The following is a 16,488-nucleotide window of genomic DNA, read 5'->3' as shown; positions in this document are numbered from 1 at the left end:
GAGGGCCGACCCGTGGTGGGTCGGCCCTCGTTCTGCACAATCAGGTCAGCTGACCTCGGGATCACGCACCGTGATGGTGCCGTCCCTAACCGCGTCGGCGATGCTGTCGTGCAGTTTCGGGCATCCGTCTTTCAATGCCGTCGACTGCCCGGAAGCAATTGCCTCTTTGAAGGTGTGGCAACGCAGCGCCGGGTCGGAAGTCCACTGCACGCTGGTGTGTTTGTACGTGTTCTTGCGAACCAGTACACACGCGCCGCATGCCTTGCAGTCGACTTCCTGCAGACCCGAGTCGAGGTATTCGTGCTTGTCCTCGATCGTCTGGGCCGCGATCGCCTCGAGCCGTTCCGTTTGCCCGGCAAAGTCCGGTGCCTTGGCCCAACGAGCCCACCGTGCGTCGGTTCCGATCGAGGCGCTCACGACTAGACCTCTGCTTCCTTCTTTGCCGCTTCTGCTGCAGCTTCCTTCTCGGCCTTCTGGCGTGCGAGGTTTTCCTCGACCTCGGCGTGCCAGGCTTCGTTTGCCTTGGTGGTGTCCACCTCGAACTCGAAGCGCTGCGTCATCTTCTCGGTGACGTCGGCCTTGTCCACGTAGAACTGCTCGTACCAGCGTCGTAGCTGGTAGACGGGGCCGTCTTCTTCGCAGAGAAGGGGATTCTCGATCTTGGTCTTGTTCTTCCAGATCGCGACGTCTTGCAGGAATCCCTCGCTGATGCCCTCAGTGAACTTGCCGGCCAACTTGTCGGCCATCTCGTCGGAGACACCCGTCGGCTTCTTCACCGTCACGCCCCACTGCAGCACGAACGAGTCCGGGCTGATCGGGTAGTGGCAGTTGATCAGAACACTCTCGACCTCGTATCCGCTGTAGCTGTTCCACAGGGGATTGACCATGTACGACGGTCCGTAATACGCAGCTTCGGAGCGAAGAAGCGTGTCGCCGCCGTACTGGGAGGCCATTCCGATGTCGGGACGGCCCGTGGTGTTGAGGTACTGAGTGGCGATCTCACCTTCGAAGACGTTCTTGAAGTACGTCGGGAAGGCGTAGTGGATGTAGTAGAAGTGCGCCATGTCGACCACGTTGTCGATGATCTCGCGGCAGTTGGACCCCTCGATGACCATGGAGTTCCAGGTCCAGTCGGTCCATTCGTCGCTGTACGCACCCTCGATACGAGGAATCACGATCTCTTCGGGCGGCGGATTGCCCTCGGGGTCGTTCCAGACGAAGAGCTGACCGTTCTGCTCGAGGGTCGTCCACGCGCGGGTGCGTGCGAGCGGAGGCACGCGGCGGGCATAAGGAATGCCGGTGCACTTGCCGTTGCCGCCCCAGCGCCAGTCGTGGAAGGGGCAGGCGATGGAATCGCCCTTGACCTCGCCTTGTGTGAGGTCACCACCCATGTGACGGCAGTATCCGTCGAGAACTTTGATGTCGCCCTTGCTGTCGGCGAACACCACGAGCTTCGTACCGAAAGCCTCGATCGCGTGCGGTTTGCCGTCCTTGAAGGTCTTCAGTAGACCCAGGCAGTGCCAACCGCGGGCGAAACGAGTTTGCACCGTTCCGACGTCGATCTCGCGAATCTGCGCCATTGTGACCTCACATCCCTTCTAGCTGTTAGTAGAACACGTTATAGAACTCGATCCGGTTCCGCCAGATTTTGGGGGCACTTGTTACAGCATTGCGGCCACAAACGGGACCTTTGTCAGCGTCTCGACAGAAAAGAGAACGTGTTCTAGTCTCAAGTGTAAGTGAACCAACCGATCGAGGAAGACGGGAGCGTCGAAGTGGGTAACCATGACAGCCACGAGGTGATGCAGAGGCTCGACGCACTACTGCCGGCACTGCGCGAGCGCGCACAGGAGACCGAGGATCTGCGTCGTATCCCCGACGAGTCCATCAAGGCTCTTCAGGAAACAGGTTTCTTCCGCTTGCTGCAGCCGAAGCAGTGGGGCGGATACGAAGCCGATCCGGTGCTGTTCTACTCCGCGGTCAAGAAGATCGCCAGCGCGTGTGGTTCCACAGGGTGGGTCTCCTCGATCATCGGGGTACACAACTGGCACCTCGCCCTCTTCTCTCAGCAGGCACAGGAAGACGTGTGGGGCAACGACACTGACGTGCGCATCTCGTCCTCTTACGCTCCGATGGGTATGGGTGAAGTAGTCGAGGGCGGATACAAGGTCAACGGTGCGTGGGCGTGGTCCTCGGGTTGTGACCATGCCAGCTGGGCCGTTCTCGGTGGTCCGGTGTTCAAGGACGGCCGCGCAGTCGATTTCGTGAGCTACCTGATTCCTCGCGAGGACTACCAGATCGACGACGTGTGGAATGTGGTCGGCCTGCGTGGAACCGGCTCCAATACCGTTGTGGTCAAGGATGTTTTTGTTCCCAAGCATCGCGTTCTGAGCTTCCGGGCGATGAGCGAATTGACCGCCCCGGGCCTCGAGAAGAACACCGCGCCGGTCTACAAGATGCCGTGGGGAACCATTCACCCCACCACGATCTCGGCACCGATCGTCGGAATGGCTTACGGCGCCTACGAAGCGCACGTCGAGCACCAGGGCAAGCGTGTGCGCGCTGCGTTCGCCGGCGAGAAGTCGAAGGACGATCCGTTTGCCAAGGTGCGCATCGCCGAGGCGTCCAGCGACATCGACGCCGCGTGGCGTCAGCTCTCCGGCAACGTCGCCGACGAGTACGCGTTGATCCTTGCGGGCGAAGAGGTTCCGATGGAACTGCGGCTGCGCGCTCGACGTGACCAGGTGCGCGCCACTGGCCGTGCGATCGCCTCGATCGACAAGCTCTTCGAGAACTCCGGTGCCACGGCACTGCAGAACGGCACTCCGATTCAGCGTTTCTGGCGCGACGCTCACGCTGGTCGCGTCCACGCCGCGAACGATCCCGAACGCGCATACGTCATGTTCGGAACCGGCGAATTCGGTCTGCCGATCACCGACACGATGGTCTAGAGGAGGCTCAGTGACAACCACCGAAGAAGCTCTCACCTACGAGTCCACTTCGCGGTTCGCGCAAGTGCGCCCCGATCTGAAACTGCACTTCCACGAGGCAGGCGTCGGAAACGACAAGACCATCGTGCTGCTGCACGGCGGTGGCCCAGGCGCGTCGTCGTGGTCGAACTTCGCCCGCAACATTCCGGTGTTGGCGAAGAACTTTCACGTCATCGCCGTCGATCAGCCCGGTTACGGGCAGTCCGACAAGCCGACGGAGCATCCGCAGTACTTCGTGCACAGTGCGTCGGCGCTCAATGATCTTCTGGACACGCTCGAGATCACCGGTCGCGTTGACCTGCTGGGCAATTCGCTCGGTGGTGGCGCTGCTGTTCGCTTTGCGCTCGACTACCCGGACCGTGCGGGTCGCCTCGTTCTGATGGGCCCCGGCGGTCTCAGTGTCAACCTGTTTGCGCCGGACCCCACCGAGGGCGTCAAGAACCTCGGGAAGTTCAGCTACCAGCCCACACGTGAGAACCTCGAAGCATTCTTGCGGATCATGGTCTTCGATCAGAAGCTGATCACGCCGGAACTCGTCGACGAACGCTTTGCTGCCGCCAGCACTCCCGAGTCGCTGGCTGCGGCCAAGGCGATGGGTAAGTCCTTCTCCAGCGGTGACTTCGAGCTTGGCATGCTCTGGCGCGAGGCGTACAAGCTCCGTCAGCGTGTGTTGCTGATCTGGGGCCGTGAGGATCGGGTCAACCCCCTCGACGGCGCACTGGTTGCGCTCAAGATGATCCCGCGCGCGCAACTCCACGTCTTCGGCGGTTGCGGTCACTGGGCGCAGCTCGAGAAGTTCGACGAATTCAACCGGCTCGCAACCGACTTCCTGCTCGACGGAGGTAAATGATGGGTATTCGATCTCTGGCGTACATGCGCATCGGGGCCACCGACATGGCCGCGTGGCGCGAATACGGACTCAAGATCCTCGGAATGATCGAGGGCAAGGGCGTCGACGCGGAATCGCTGTATCTGCGTATGGACGACTTCCCGGCGCGTCTTGTCATCGTTCCGAACGACACGGACCGTCTGCTCGTCTCGGGCTGGGAAACCGCGAATGCGGCTGAGCTGCAGGATATCCGTGACAGGTTGTCAGCAGCCGGTGTTCCGTTCAAGGAAGGCACGGCGGAGCAGCTCAAGGACCGTCGCGTCGTCGAGATGATCGCGTTCGAGGACACCTCGGGCAACTCCCTCGAGGTGTTCCACGGAGCTGCTCTCGAACACCGCCGGATCGTGAGCCCGTACGGGCACAGGTTCGTGACGGGCGAGCAGGGCCTCGGCCACGTCGTGCTCACCACCGATGACGACGATGCTTCGCTGCGGTTCTACCGCGACGTACTCGGATTCAAGCTTCGCGACTCGATGCGTCTGCCTCCGCAGATGGTCGGCCGGCCCGCGGACGGCGACCCGGCGTGGCTGAGGTTCCTCGGCTGCAACCCGCGTCACCACAGCTTGGCGTTCCTGCCGTTGCCCAACCCGACGGGCATCGTGCACCTGATGCTCGAGGTGGAGAACTCCGACGACGTCGGACTGTGCCTCGACCGGGCACTGCGCAAGAAGGTCAAGATGTCGGCGACTCTCGGCCGCCACGTCAACGACGAGATGCTCTCGTTCTACATGAAGACTCCGGGCGGGTTCGACATCGAATTCGGTTGTGAGGGGCTAGAGGTCGAGGACGAAAACTGGATCGCGAGGGAAAGCACGGCCGTGAGCCTGTGGGGTCACGACTTCACGGTGGGAATGAAGCCGTGAGTTCGCCCGACGCGTCGGTGAGTGCGGAGCAGGCTATCGATCCACGCCAGTTCCGCACGGTTCTCGGGCAATTCTGCACGGGTATCACCATCATCACGACAGTCGACGACGGTGAGCCGGTCGGGTTCGCGTGTCAGTCTTTTGCCGCCCTGTCACTCGACCCGCCTTTGGTGTTGTTCTGCCCCACCAAGGGTTCTCGGTCGTGGGCGGCAATCGAGCGGACCGGGAAGTTCGCCGTCAACGTGTTGGCGGAGGAACAGCAGGCGGTGTGTGCTCGTTTCGGGTCACGTGAGCCGGACAAGTTCGCGGGCATCGATTGGACGCCATCACCGTTGGGGTCACCGATCATCGACAAGTCGCTCGCGCACATCGACTGCACGGTGGAAACCGTCCACGACGGCGGCGATCACTACGTCGTCTTCGGCCGTGTGTCGTCGATGAGTGAGATCAAGACCGAACGCCCGCTGCTCTTCTACCGCGGGCAGTACACGGGCATCGAGCCGGACAAGACTGTTCCGGCTACCTGGCGTGACGATCTGGAAGCGTTCCTGACGACCACGACAGAAGATACCTGGCTGTAGGGGCACCCCCGTGAGTGGTTAAGGAGTCCAGGGGCTCCTTAACCACTCACGGGGCCGGAGGCCCTAAAGAGAAAAACAGGTATGACAGAAGTCGTCACCGAACGGCGTCAGCAGGATGCTACGACGCACTATCTTGTTGGATCGTCCGGCTCGCTTGACCGCCTCGATCACCGACGGCTGGACCTCGACCACCTGGTACCGGTCGGCCTCGACGGGTTCGCGTGAGAACGCCACCAAACCGAGCCGATGCAGGTTGTTCAGGTACGCGCTGATGCGGTCCAGATGGCGACATCCCGCCAGTTCTCCGATCATCGACAGACCCTCGTCGATCATCTCCGAGCCGACGCCGAACGGCCGCGCCGTACGTACGTCCACGCTCGGTTGCGCACCTGAAGTGGCCAGCAACCGAAGAATTCGAGCTTCGTCCGGCGCGATTTCGTCGAGGATCCGGTCGTAGGCCGGGTGCAGATCGTCGCGATCGGTCACGTCCGCGGAACGGTCCAGCAACCTGTCGCCGCGTGCCCGCAGCGCCGCGAGAGTGGCTTCGACGCTCTGTTTGCGATTGGTACGAGTTGCCATTGCCGCCCGTAGGTTTTCGGTCCGCGAGCCGTCTCCGTTGGAGTTCTCGGCCCGACGTTCGGATTGAACATTGGCCGATTCAGCGGCCTCTGCCGCGGCTTCGGCGGCAGCCTGAACGATCTGCCGCGTCGCCTCCTTCGCCGTCCCGAAAGCCCAACCCGTCAGCTTGATCGACGTGAGCGTCGTCGTGGCAGTCAGCCCGACAAGGCTGCGGATCAGACGCTTTTCCACGGATTCGACCGGCGCGATGTCCGCAGCCCAGTCGTACGATTCCGCTTCGACGATCAGGCGATGGTCGTGCTCACTCATACTCATACTCCGACTCATACTCCGAATATTGCGAGGTGCAGGAAACCGGCAAACGAGCCCAGCACGGCCCCGTGTACGAACAACAGCCACTCGTCCTGTTTGACGGCTGAGCGTAGTAGTTCACTGAAATCTTCCGGTGAAAGGATGCTCATGCGTTCGGTGACGAAGACACGAATCTTCTCCGACTGGCTCTCGGCGAACTCCGCGTCCTCGAAGACCCTTGGGTACAGATCGAGCACTTCGGTGGTGGCCAGGCCGGGCAGACGCTTGTAGCTCTGCGAACCGACGGTCATCTTGACCACCGACTTTGCCCAGCCGGCGGCGTCGTCGACGGATTCGCGCAGTACCTGATCGAGCATCCGCCGCGTTCGGTCCGAGCGGGGACCTTCGAGGAGTTCGGTGCCGATGTTCTCGAGCGTCACGACGTGATCGGCCAGGGTTTTTGCGTACCCGGCGATGATCTCGGTGCGGCGTTTCAGGAAAAGTCCCTGCCGCCACGGCACCCAACGGCTGGGGGTGATCGGTTCGAAGATCATCGTGATTCCGAGGTAGTTCACGATGTACCCGATGATCACGCCTCCGATGGGAAGCACCCACCACTGCGGAACCAGATGGAGGATTCCGACGAGCACGAAGCCCATCGGGAACCCGAAGTAGAAGCCGAAGTTCTGCATGAACCTGAGCTCTTTGTTGCCCATCGTGCGGAAGATGTCGTTGAGCAGTTTGGGGTGCGAGGAGAGGTAGCGGATCACCATCAGCTTCGCGTCGATGAACTCGTCGATGTCCTCTTCGATGCGGTCGGTGATCATGCGCACGCTGGCCGGCAGATCGTCCTCCACCTTGCGGAAGACGGCTTCCTTCACCGACGTCGGAAGGTTGTGCCACAGCTGAGGATTCTCGGCCGTCATGATTCTGGTGACCACGCCGCGCACTTCACTGCGGGAGATGTTCACCAAGTGCTCGGCGATGCTGTCCGGGTCCAGGACGCGATAGAAATCGGCGATGCTGCCGACTTTCGCGAGGGATTTGTCGACGGCGATCGACGCCATCTTCTCCGCCCGCGAGGGGACGATGCCTTGCCAACCGAATCTGCCGTCGCTGGTGATCGCGGGGATCACCTGGACGCGTCGGGGGAGGAACGGGAAGAGCAGTTTGAGGCCGGGCACTTTGATCCCGTGGAAGTTGATCGGCGCAAACAGCATCAGGACGCCCGACCAATTGGTGATGTACCCGATGATTCCGGTGAACAAAGGAATGGTGATCAACTGTTCGAGCAAGTGGTCCGGCACCGTCGCACATCCTCCTCATATCCGAGAACCTCACGTTCGGACATGATTGCCGAAACTTCGCTCTTCGTGGGTGTTTCGTTGGCTACTGCTGCGCCTTCCCAGTTGCGTCAGCATAGAGGCCCGACAATTCGGGCTGTAGGTGGGTAGGAAGTTGATGTAACCTCACGTACATGGTCAGTATTGCGCACAACACGACGACGCCGGTTCTCTTCCGGCGCATCGTTTAGCAACTGCTGACCGAACCCTTTCAGCCCCGGGAGTTATCGCCCCGGGGCTTTCCTGTTTCGTCGCTCCGTGTGCGTCTCCCCTTGAACGATTTGGAGAGCTCTCATGAGCGTTGACCACCGCGAACTCGGGCGCGACCTGGAGTTTTTCGCCACCACCCCCATAGTCGGAGCCGGCCTTCCGCTCTGGTTACCGGACGGCGCCGTCATCAGGAACGAACTCGAAAAGTTCGCCGCCGAACAAGCAGCGCGCTCCGGTTGTCGGGGTGTCTATACCCCGGTTATGGCGAAGAAAGAGTTGTACGAGAGATCTGGTCATTGGTCCAAGTTCTCGGAAGACATGTTCCCCGAAATGAAGATAGGCGGAGAGTCATTTCTCCTTCGTCCGGCTAACTGTCCTCATCACGCTCAGGTATTCGCCGCTCGAGGTCGTAGTTATCGCGAGCTACCTTTCCGCGTTCGTGAACTCGGCTCGATGTTCCGTAGCGAACTCTCCGGAGTTCTCAGCGGATTGAGTCGAGTCCGACAGATCAATCTCGACGACGCACATGTCTTCTGTAGTCGTGAACAAGTGCAAGCGGAAGTGATCGTCGCGCTCGACGCGATCGAGCGCTGCTACTCGACTCTGGGGATTGCCGAACGGGGGTACCGACTCTCGATCAGAGGGGGAGAGGGGCAGTACCTCGGCACCGACGAGCAGTGGGCGGACGCCGAGGATCACCTTCGCGGGGCGCTGAATGCACGTTCGATCGAGTACGTGGAAGCGAAGGGGGAGGCAGCGTTCTACGGTCCCAAGATCGACGTCCAGGTGCGAGATGCGCACGGCCGCGAGGAAACACTCTCGACCGTGCAACTCGACTTCAATCAACCGGAGCGGTTCGACCTCGAGTACACCGCTGAGGACGGATCCAAGGCTCGCCCCGTCATGATCCATCGGGGCTTGCTCGGGTCGATGGAACGCATGACTGCGCTTTTGATCGAAAGGTTCGAAGGGCGGATGCCGCCGTGGCTGGCACCCAACCAAGTCTCGATTCTGCCCGTCGGCGACCGGCACCAGGTTGAGGCCGAGCGTTTGCGGGCCGATCTCGAGGCTCGCGATGTTCGAGTGGCGATCGCGCCTGACGGATCGTTGGGACGTCGCATCCGCGAGGCACGCACTCACCGTGACCCGTACATCGCGGTGATCGGGGACAACGAGGTGCACGGCGGCACCGTCGACGTTCTGGTCCCCGCGCGTGGTGGGCGGGCGGTCGTCGATGCGAGTGTGTTTGTCGCTCAGGTGGTCTCGGGCATCGAGGAGCGTGCCCTGCTTCCGGCGGACTTCTAGCCGACGGGTAGTTCGTGGAGCGCGCGCACCAGTGGCGCGAGTTCGGGTGTTTTGCATGCCTCGTCGAGTGCGGCCTCGAGGGTGGCGTCGTGCGTCGGCCGTGCGCTTTCGAGAAGCTCGCGGCCGGCCGGCGTCAGTTCGGTGTAGATGCCTCGACGGTCGTCGGCGCACAGGATGCGCGTCAGTAGTCCTCGATCTTCGAGTCGATTGACCAAGCGCGTCGTGGCGCTGCTGCTCAGTGCGGCAGCGCGAGCCAACTGGGCCATACGCATGTGCCAGCCGTCCTGGCGGCTCAAAGCGTCGAGCACGGTGTATTCGACGACGGACAGTTTGTGCTCACGCTGGAGCGCGCGTTCCAGTTCGGTGTCGAGGGCGCCGTGCAGTGCTGCGAGCGTGCGCCACCCTTGCGAACGGATTTCGACTGCGTCGTCGGCGATCCCCATGTGATTCTCCTTGTCCGTTTCCTGCGACTCCAGGTTACCAGCTTGCGCATGTAGCGCGCGCGTGCAACTATTTATAGCGCGCCTGCAACTACTGCACACGCCCGCTAACGGCTTACGCGTAAATCTGTGAAAGGAACATCGAGATGCCATTGGGTCTCATTGCCCTCGCTATGGGCGGGTTCGGGATCGGCCTCACCGAATTTGTCATCATGGGCCTCCTGCCCGAGGTCTCGGCTGATTTCGAGGTCACCGAGTCCGTCGCGGGCTATCTGATCTCGGGCTACGCACTGTCGGTGGCGATCGGCGCGATCCTCCTGACCGCTGCCGTCACCCGCTTCGAGCGCAAGAAGGTCCTTCTCTCGCTCATGGTGCTGTTCATCATCGGCAACCTGATGTCCGCGCTCGCGCCCTCCTACGAGGTCATGATGGGCGGACGCATCGTCGCGGCACTGTGCCACGGTGCGTTCTTCGGGATCGGTTCGGTGGTTGCCGCCGACATGGTGGCGCCCAACAAGCGCGCCGGCGCCATCGCGATGATGTTCGCGGGCCTGACCATCGCCAACGTTCTCGGCGTTCCGTTCGGCACTCTGCTGGGCCAGCAACTCGGATGGCGCTCGACGTTCTGGGCCATCACCGTCATCGGCGTCATCGCGCTCATCGGAATTGCAGCACTCGTCCCGACGACGCCCGCCAGCACGACCGGTGGCGGATTGCGCGGAGAGTTGGGGGCATTCCGCAACAAGCAGGTATGGCTCTCGATCGCCATCACCATCCTCGGCTACGGCGGAATGTTCGGAGCCTTCACCTACATCGCCTTCACCCTCACCGAGGTCACCGGCTTCGCGACGTCCAGCGTTCCGTGGCTGCTCATCCTCTTCGGCTCGGGCCTGTTCGTCGGTAACTTCCTGGGCGCCAAGGCGGCCGACCGCTCGCTGACGAAGGCGCTGGTCTGGATTCTCGCGATCCTGACCGTCGTTCTGATCGTGTTCGCCGCCACCGCCGAGAGCAAGGTCATGACCGTGATCTCGCTGTTCTTCATGGGCGCCTTCGGTTTTGCGACGGTTCCAGGTCTGCAGATGCGGATCATGAACTACGCGTCGGCCGCACCGACCATGGCGTCGGGTGCAAATATTGCCGCCTTCAACGTCGGCAACGCGCTCGGTGCATGGCTGGGCGGAATCACCATCGCCGCGGGACTCGGCTTCACCTCCCCGATCTGGATGGGGGCGGCGGTCACCGTCGCAGGTCTGCTGGTCCTGATCGTCGCGGCGAAGATCGACCGCCCGGCAGCGTCAGAGCAGTCGACGTCGAGCACCTCGCTGCACCCGACCGCCGCCTGAACCTGGCAACTGCGCTCTGAGCCCATCGCGTGAACGTATCGCTCCCCTTGTCCGACAAGGGGAGCGATACGTTCACGCGGGTCAGGTGAGGCGGAATTCGGCGGTCACCCCGGAGAACGGCGAAATCGCGCCGCTACCCCGAGCCTTCGACGCACCGAAGTGTTGGACTCGATACGTACCCGCCGGAGTATCGGCCGGAACATCCCACGTGATGCGAACGACGGAACCGTTGCTCCCGACCCGGCGCCAGTGCAGTTTGGTGGACCAGTCGTTGTCGTCGGCGACCCGTGTCCAGGATCCGCCGGTATTTCGCTGGATCTCGTAGAAGGTCCCGTTTCGGTGAGTGTCGTTCTTGGGGTGGCCGGTGACGAACTCGACGGCAACCTGCGCACCCGGTGAGCCGTCGCCGGGCTGGACGGTCGCATCGCCGAATTGTGTTCCCGGCAAGGGCTCGTCGAAGTCGACGCCAGGTCCGAAGCTGGGTTGGAACCCGGACAGGTCGGCCGGCGCGGGGCCGCGAGGAGGTTCGGTGCCGTCGCGCATCGCGGCTGCGAGAGCGGCGTACCCCTGTTGATAGGCCGGCAGTGTGTAACGGCCGAACATCGTCGAGCCGCCCTCGTACTGCTGCGAATCGTATTCCTGTGGCGTGGTGCAGTAGCTCGAGTACGAGTTCGCGTAGCCCTGGAAGATGACGTTCTCGAGGGGAACTCCAAGCTCCTCGGCGACGGTTCGACGCACTCGTAATCCGGAGACGATGGTGAATTCCGCAGGGCCACCGACGATGTAGAACTGGCCGATCCGCAGGATCTGGATCTTCAGTACGTTCGGCACCCATCCGCCCGGTGGCAACAGGCCGACCGGAACGACTACGAGCTTGGGGGCCTGTGCATCCTGAAGCCATTGAGGCACAGGAGCATCCATGCCGCCCAAGGCGTCGATCATGGGGTTTCGGGTGCCCTCGGGGAAGATCGGAATTGCAGGCCCGTCCTCGACGCTTCCGGCGCTCATTGCCGCACCGATCGCTGCCGGTGCAGTGCGGTGCTCGCGCCCGTCCGGGGTGAATCTTCCGCTCACCACCTGATTTGCCATGTCCAGGTACATGATCCGACTGTCGACGCCACCAGCGACGGTTTCGGAGGCCGAGCCGAAGGCAGTTTGAGCCGCCGCAACCTGGCGCAGCCCGATGATGCGTGCATTCTCGAATTCGTCCTCGGTCGGTCCGCGTCCGGGCTCGAGGAAGAGGTTCGGTGACATGTCGCCGCTGTTGGTCTGCGGAAAAGCGGCAATGAAGCTGGTGTCGCCGTCGAGGTAACGCACACCCCGGTCGTCGTGCTCCCAGAAGTACGCCGCGGCGCCCTTGTTGTCCCCGGAGATGAGATGGTTCTCGTTCGTGAGCGAGGCGCAGTGGGTAGCGAACCAGTTGATCGCCCCGATGTCCTTGCTGCCCCGACTGATCCGCATGACACGCATGTGGTGATCGTTGCCACCGGGGTAGTAGGCCTTGTCCTCTTCGGGATTGAGGTCGAACGCCACTCGCGATCGGTTGACGCTGGCATCGGTGAGGTCGGACCGCCCGAAACGGACGGAGCCCGGCGCCAGGTTCTCGTGGGCAGCGCTGATCGCCTCGACCATGCCGTTGACCTCGGCTTCGAACACCTGCAGTTCGAAGCCGAGAACTGCGAGGTTGTACGCGTAGTTGTGCGAGGCCCCACCACATGCCGCGTGTGAATGGATGGCCGTCAACATGACGTTGCGTTCGGTGTAGATGTCGCCGAATTTCCCAGCCAGCCGGCGTAGGACCTCGTCGTGAACGGACTGGAAGATCATGCAGTTGTCGACGCACACGTAGGCGACCCGTGACCCGCCGGACTCGAAGATGAAGGCGCGTGCGCGCATTCGCTGGTGCAGGCCTTCGGCGCGTTGGTCGAAGCTCGAGTAGCCCATCATGCCGACCTCGGCGACCGGTCCGGTCACATCGGAGATCCCGACGCCCACCTGCAACGACGACGACTTGTCGGTACGTGCGGGTGAAACGGTGCGTGCCGGCGAAGCTGCGACGGCCTGGTTCGTCGACAGAGCGGCGAGCGCAGGTGCGGCGGCAGCGCCTGCCAGTACGGTGCGTCGGGTGATCTGCACGAGTGTCCTTTCGGGCGGTCTGACGCGAGTTGGTCAACCGTCCAGGAGTGTAGCCCGAGTCACACGTGACCGAAAGGGGTGCCGTCGGCTGACACTCAGATCGTTGTCGCCTCCCCGAACGTCATCGCCAGGTTTTTGATGGTCGTGGTCATCAGGGCCCGGCGGGGGAGTCCCAGTTTCCGAAGCTCCGCCGCCATCGGGTGACTACCCAGCTGAACCTCTGCTCCACCAGGGCGCGATTTGACGCCGGTCGGCGCCATGTCCCACGACGTGCACCTGGTTGCGCCGTCGAGATGCGAGTACGCGGCCAACGACATGTTGGCTCCGCCGCCAGGCACGCTGACGCCGGACTTCACACTCAACTGTGTGATGAGTTTGCCGTCGCGCGAGACGGATCCGCGCTTGACCGAGCCGACGTGCTCGGTGTCGAACTCGGCGAGCACCTTCGGGAATCCCCAGATTTCCCGGCCGGCGGCCTTGGTGAACTCTCCGTCCACCGGCAACTCGTGAATGAGTGCCCCTGCAGTTCCGGCAGCGAGCGAACGTAGATCTCCCAGCACCGAGGTTTCGGGAGGCGCAGTGTGGCTACGCACCATGTACGTCACCCCGAATTCGTTGTACGGCCCCAGATCCCCATCGATGTAGTCGACAAAAACCAGGCCGCACAGCGCCCGGCCGGGACGGTACTGGAGCGCGGTCAAGCCGGTGTAATCGATGATCGACTGCGCCGTTGCGCTGGGTACCGAGTACAACGCCATGAAGGCCGACGCGGTGCGAACTTCGACGGGCATCTCGACCTTCTTGCCCAGAATCGTGTAGCTCATGGCGCGACCACCCCGCGGAGTCCGTCGGATCCGTAGACGGGTTCGAGCATCGAGCGGAAATCCGGTCCGCGGCGCAGCATTTGGCCTCCGTCGACGTTGATGATCTGCCCGGTGATCCAGGTGGATTGCGGTCCGAGTAGGAAGGAAGCGAGTCCGGCGACGTCCTCGACCTCGCCGACGCGTTCGAGCGGAGTGTTGGCCAGGTAGTCGTCCAGGATCGGACCACCGTCGGTGATGAGCGCGACCAGATCCGTTCGGGTCAGACCCGGCCGGATCGCATTGACACGAATGTTGCTGGCGCCCAGTTCGTCTGCCGCCAATTGCACCAGGTGGTCGACGCCGGACTTCGAGACGCCGTACGCGCCGAACCAGCGATGTGTGTTGCTGCTGGCGATCGACGAGATCGCGACGATGGATCCACCGCCTCCTGCCACCAGCGCCCGGGCGCCGTGCTTGATCGTCAGCATGGTCCCCGTGACGTTGAGGTCGACGGTGCGGCGCCACGCGTCGACGTCGAGTTGCGTGACCGGTGCGATGGTTTCGTTCCCGCCGGCGCAGGCCACGACTCCGTCGAGCTTTCCGGTGACGGAGACCGCCGCGGCAACAGCGGCGACGACGTCTGCCTCGATCGTGACGTCGGTAGGGGAGACGCTGACCGATCCTTCCGGACTCGACTGCCGGATCGATTCGGCGGCAGCTTCGAGTTTCTCCTTGTTGCGTCCGCAGATCGTGACGTGAGCGCCAGACGCAACCAGCGAACGAGCGATGCCCAGACCGATGCCACTACCGCCGCCGGTCACCAGTATCGATGTGCCGGTGAAAGTGGGTATGCCCGCTGAGGCGGTGTCGTCGTCCATGTGTGTCTCCTGGTCGTTGCTCCGGCGGGCTCGCGTGCTGATTCTGGAGGTTTTCCGGTTCGGCTTCGGTGAAAACGCCCCACGCTATATAGGAACAGGTTCTACTTATTGTGGCAAGGGTTGTGCGAGAGGTGGAGTGATGGCTACCAGACCGACCTTCGATTTGATCGACGGACGCTTCTACAGCGGAGACCTCGGGAATGTGCGCGACGCATACGCCTGGATGCGTGATCACGAGCCCGTGTACCGAGACGACGCCAACGGAATCACCGCGGCCGCGAGTTACGACGCCGTCGTCGCAGCCGAGCGGGATCCCGAACTGTTCTCCAACGCCGGTGGCATCCGCCCCGAAACCGGTCCATTGCCGCAGATGATCGACATGGACGACCCGCAGCACCTCACACGTCGACGCTTGGTCAATGCGGGTTTCACACGTAAGAAGGTCGAAGCCAAGGCCGGCCGTATCCGGGAGATCTGCGATCAACTGATCGACGCCGTCTGTGAGAAAGGAGAAGCCGACTTCGTCGCAGACCTGGCGGCACCGCTGCCGATGGCCGTCATCGGCGACATGTTGGGTGTCCGTCCGGAGGAACGCGCGTTGTTTCTGCGGTGGTCGGACGATCTGGTGAAGGCATTGGGAAGCAACGCTTCCCAGGATCAACTGCAGGCCATGATGGTTGCGTACGTCGATTTCACCGCGTACATGATGCGAACCATCGCCGAGCGGAGGAGCGACCCGGCCGACGATTTGGTGAGCACGTTGATTCACAGTGCGGTCGACGGCGAAGCCCTCTCCGATCAGGAAATCGTCAACGAATCCCTGCTGATCCTGATCGGCGGTGACGAGACCACACGGCACGTGCTCAGCGGCGGCATGGAACAGCTACTGCGCCATCCGGACCAGCGCCGGGAGCTAGTCGACGATCCCGATGCCATTCCCTTGGCAATGGAGGAGATGCTGCGGTGGTCCTCGCCGATCAAGAACATGGCTCGAACCCTGACCCGTGACACCGATTTCTTCGGCGCGCAGCTGAAGGCAGGTGAGAAGATGCTGCTGCTCTTCGAATCGGCAAATTTCGACGAGTCCGTGTTCCTGAACGCCGAACGGTTCGATGTCGGCCGCACACCGAATCCGCACGTGGCCTTCGGCTTCGGAACTCATTTCTGTCTGGGCAATCAGCTGGCCAGGTTGGAGGGACGGATCATGTTCGAGCAACTCTTCGCCAGGCTGCCGGACATGGAACTTGCCACCGACGCGCCGTTGCAGCGACGTGCGGCCAACTTCGTGTCCGGGCTCGAATCGATGCCGGTGCGGTTTAACTCTTCTGCCCCGTCAGCCGGGTAGTTGGCAGTTAGGAGGCGCAGCATCTTCGGAGAGGGGGCTGCCCGCCGGATTGACGTAGACGACCTCGAGCACCAATGGTGTTGTCTGCGAGTTGTTTCCGATGTGCACATGATCTGAACCGCTCGGTTCGATCAAAGTATTTCCGGCGCTGTAGATCCCGTCGACGGAGCAATCGGATCGGTAGTGGCTCAACGTGCCCTGCGCGATCAGCGCGTAGAGCGTCCCGTCGTGGAAGTGCCAACCGGTGGAACCGCCGGGGTCGATGGTGATCTGGCGCAGGATGTAGTCCTTGCCGTCGAAAGTCACCTGCCCGAGGATTTCTCCGTGTACTCCCGTGCTCGGTGTTGCCGACGCATTGATCGGCGTCAGCGACAGTCCGATCGCTGCGGACACTGCAAGCAGAACCTGATGGCGTTTACGCATGAGCGGCCCTCCCAGACGGATGTGCTCCTGAGTGTCCTCCGTCGATGCCCGGTTTATCCCAGTTTTCGT

The 16,488-nt window shown here is 62.3% G+C and carries 16 protein-coding genes; 7 read left to right on the top strand and 9 right to left on the bottom strand.

Translation table 11 applies throughout. The features are described 5' to 3' along the window. Positions 1-45: 45 nt before the first annotated feature. A complete protein-coding gene (locus H351_RS27855; protein ID WP_007734099.1) occupies positions 46-417 on the bottom strand; it encodes a hypothetical protein in 372 nt (123 codons plus the stop codon). 2 nt (positions 418-419) lie between these two features. Further along, complete coding sequence (locus H351_RS27850; protein WP_003945847.1) at positions 420-1,580, bottom strand: 3-ketosteroid-9-alpha-monooxygenase, oxygenase component; 1,161 nt, start codon at positions 1,578-1,580, stop codon at positions 420-422. A 195-nt stretch (positions 1,581-1,775) separates the two neighbouring features. On the opposite strand from H351_RS27850, the gene hsaA reads away from it, so the two are divergent. Genes hsaA through hsaB form a run of 4 tightly spaced genes read left to right on the top strand, consistent with a single transcriptional unit; the run spans position 1,776 to position 5,323 of the window. Further along, a complete protein-coding gene (gene hsaA, locus H351_RS27845; RefSeq protein WP_029254465.1) occupies positions 1,776-2,951 on the top strand; it encodes a 3-hydroxy-9,10-secoandrosta-1,3,5(10)-triene-9,17-dione monooxygenase oxygenase subunit in 1,176 nt (391 codons plus the stop codon). 10 nt (positions 2,952-2,961) lie between these two features. Continuing rightward, the gene (gene hsaD / locus H351_RS27840) at positions 2,962-3,840 is read left to right on the top strand and encodes a 4,5:9,10-diseco-3-hydroxy-5,9,17-trioxoandrosta-1(10),2-diene-4-oate hydrolase (RefSeq protein ID WP_019746906.1); all 879 of its coding nucleotides are present in this window, start codon (positions 2,962-2,964) and stop codon (positions 3,838-3,840) included. Next, entirely contained in the window at positions 3,840-4,742 is a 903-nt protein-coding gene (hsaC, locus tag H351_RS27835; RefSeq protein ID WP_003945585.1) for an iron-dependent extradiol dioxygenase HsaC, read from the top strand. The genes hsaD and hsaC overlap by 1 nt, the downstream gene beginning before the upstream one ends. Continuing rightward, positions 4,739-5,323, top strand: coding sequence for a 3-hydroxy-9,10-secoandrosta-1,3,5(10)-triene-9,17-dione monooxygenase reductase subunit (gene hsaB / locus H351_RS27830; protein ID WP_003945677.1), 585 nt, complete (start codon positions 4,739-4,741; stop codon positions 5,321-5,323). Before hsaC ends, hsaB begins: the two co-directional genes overlap by 4 nt. 63 nt (positions 5,324-5,386) lie before the next feature. On the opposite strand, the gene H351_RS32640 is transcribed toward hsaB, so the two are convergent. After that, on the bottom strand, positions 5,387-6,211 hold the full coding sequence (locus tag H351_RS32640) for an Abi-alpha family protein (RefSeq protein WP_019746907.1): 825 nt from the start codon (positions 6,209-6,211) through the stop codon (positions 5,387-5,389). Between the two features lie 14 nt (positions 6,212-6,225). Further along, positions 6,226-7,500, bottom strand: a complete 1,275-nt coding sequence (locus H351_RS27820) for a DUF445 domain-containing protein (RefSeq protein ID WP_019746908.1) — start codon at positions 7,498-7,500, stop codon at positions 6,226-6,228. A 330-nt stretch (positions 7,501-7,830) separates the two neighbouring features. Here H351_RS27820 and thrS point away from each other — a divergent pair, with 330 nt between their 5' ends. Continuing rightward, positions 7,831-9,051, top strand: a complete 1,221-nt coding sequence (gene thrS, locus H351_RS27815; RefSeq protein ID WP_019746909.1) for a threonine--tRNA ligase — start codon at positions 7,831-7,833, stop codon at positions 9,049-9,051. On the opposite strand, the gene H351_RS27810 is transcribed toward thrS, so the two are convergent. After that, positions 9,048-9,494 (bottom strand): MarR family winged helix-turn-helix transcriptional regulator, encoded by a 447-nt coding sequence (locus H351_RS27810; protein WP_003945852.1) that lies wholly within the window; start codon positions 9,492-9,494, stop codon positions 9,048-9,050. The genes thrS and H351_RS27810 overlap by 4 nt on opposite strands. Positions 9,495-9,637: 143 nt before the next feature. On the opposite strand from H351_RS27810, the gene H351_RS27805 reads away from it, so the two are divergent. Then, positions 9,638-10,834, top strand: a complete 1,197-nt coding sequence (locus H351_RS27805) for an MFS transporter (protein WP_020968434.1) — start codon at positions 9,638-9,640, stop codon at positions 10,832-10,834. A gap of 81 nt (positions 10,835-10,915) precedes the next feature. Here the strand turns inward: H351_RS27805 and H351_RS27800 are convergent, their stop codons facing one another. From H351_RS27800 to H351_RS27790, 3 genes are all read right to left on the bottom strand, one after another. Beyond that, on the bottom strand, positions 10,916-12,970 hold the full coding sequence (locus tag H351_RS27800; RefSeq protein ID WP_029254466.1) for a neutral/alkaline ceramidase: 2,055 nt from the start codon (positions 12,968-12,970) through the stop codon (positions 10,916-10,918). A 95-nt stretch (positions 12,971-13,065) separates the two neighbouring features. Further along, positions 13,066-13,794: an acetoacetate decarboxylase family protein gene (locus H351_RS27795; RefSeq protein WP_029254467.1), complete on the bottom strand. Its 729-nt coding sequence runs from the start codon at positions 13,792-13,794 to the stop codon at positions 13,066-13,068. Next, positions 13,791-14,651, bottom strand: a complete 861-nt coding sequence (locus H351_RS27790) for an SDR family oxidoreductase (RefSeq protein ID WP_019746912.1) — start codon at positions 14,649-14,651, stop codon at positions 13,791-13,793. The genes H351_RS27795 and H351_RS27790 overlap by 4 nt, the downstream gene beginning before the upstream one ends. A 139-nt stretch (positions 14,652-14,790) precedes the next feature. Between H351_RS27790 and H351_RS27785 the strand changes: the two genes are divergently transcribed. Further along, positions 14,791-15,996, top strand: a complete 1,206-nt coding sequence (locus H351_RS27785) for a cytochrome P450 (protein WP_007734124.1) — start codon at positions 14,791-14,793, stop codon at positions 15,994-15,996. Here the strand turns inward: H351_RS27785 and H351_RS27780 are convergent. Continuing rightward, complete coding sequence (locus H351_RS27780) at positions 15,985-16,419, bottom strand: cupin domain-containing protein (RefSeq protein WP_003945598.1); 435 nt, start codon at positions 16,417-16,419, stop codon at positions 15,985-15,987. The genes H351_RS27785 and H351_RS27780 overlap by 12 nt on opposite strands. Between the last annotated feature and the right edge of the window lie 69 nt (positions 16,420-16,488).

This window comes from Rhodococcus erythropolis R138, assembly GCF_000696675.2.
In the GTDB taxonomy this organism is placed as follows: domain Bacteria; phylum Actinomycetota; class Actinomycetes; order Mycobacteriales; family Mycobacteriaceae; genus Rhodococcus_F; species Rhodococcus_F erythropolis.
The sequence above is the reverse complement of the archived record's forward strand: the minus strand, read 5'-3'. Positions and strand labels throughout refer to the sequence as shown.

What these genes read in the sequence shown, in the direction of transcription:
- H351_RS27850 (WP_003945847.1), bottom strand. Translation starts at nt 1,580, where the DNA reads ATGGCGCAGATTCGCGAGATCGACGTCGGAACGGTGCAAACTCGTTTC.
- hsaC (WP_003945585.1), top strand. Translation starts at nt 3,840, where the DNA reads ATGGGTATTCGATCTCTGGCGTACATGCGCATCGGGGCCACCGACATG.
- H351_RS32640 (WP_019746907.1), bottom strand. Translation starts at nt 6,211, where the DNA reads ATGAGTGAGCACGACCATCGCCTGATCGTCGAAGCGGAATCGTACGAC.
- thrS (WP_019746909.1), top strand. Translation starts at nt 7,831, where the DNA reads ATGAGCGTTGACCACCGCGAACTCGGGCGCGACCTGGAGTTTTTCGCC.
- H351_RS27810 (WP_003945852.1), bottom strand. Translation starts at nt 9,494, where the DNA reads ATGGGGATCGCCGACGACGCAGTCGAAATCCGTTCGCAAGGGTGGCGC.
- H351_RS27805 (WP_020968434.1), top strand. Translation starts at nt 9,638, where the DNA reads ATGCCATTGGGTCTCATTGCCCTCGCTATGGGCGGGTTCGGGATCGGC.
- H351_RS27795 (WP_029254467.1), bottom strand. Translation starts at nt 13,794, where the DNA reads ATGAGCTACACGATTCTGGGCAAGAAGGTCGAGATGCCCGTCGAAGTT.
- H351_RS27790 (WP_019746912.1), bottom strand. Translation starts at nt 14,651, where the DNA reads ATGGACGACGACACCGCCTCAGCGGGCATACCCACTTTCACCGGCACA.
- H351_RS27785 (WP_007734124.1), top strand. Translation starts at nt 14,791, where the DNA reads ATGGCTACCAGACCGACCTTCGATTTGATCGACGGACGCTTCTACAGC.
- H351_RS27780 (WP_003945598.1), bottom strand. Translation starts at nt 16,419, where the DNA reads ATGCGTAAACGCCATCAGGTTCTGCTTGCAGTGTCCGCAGCGATCGGA.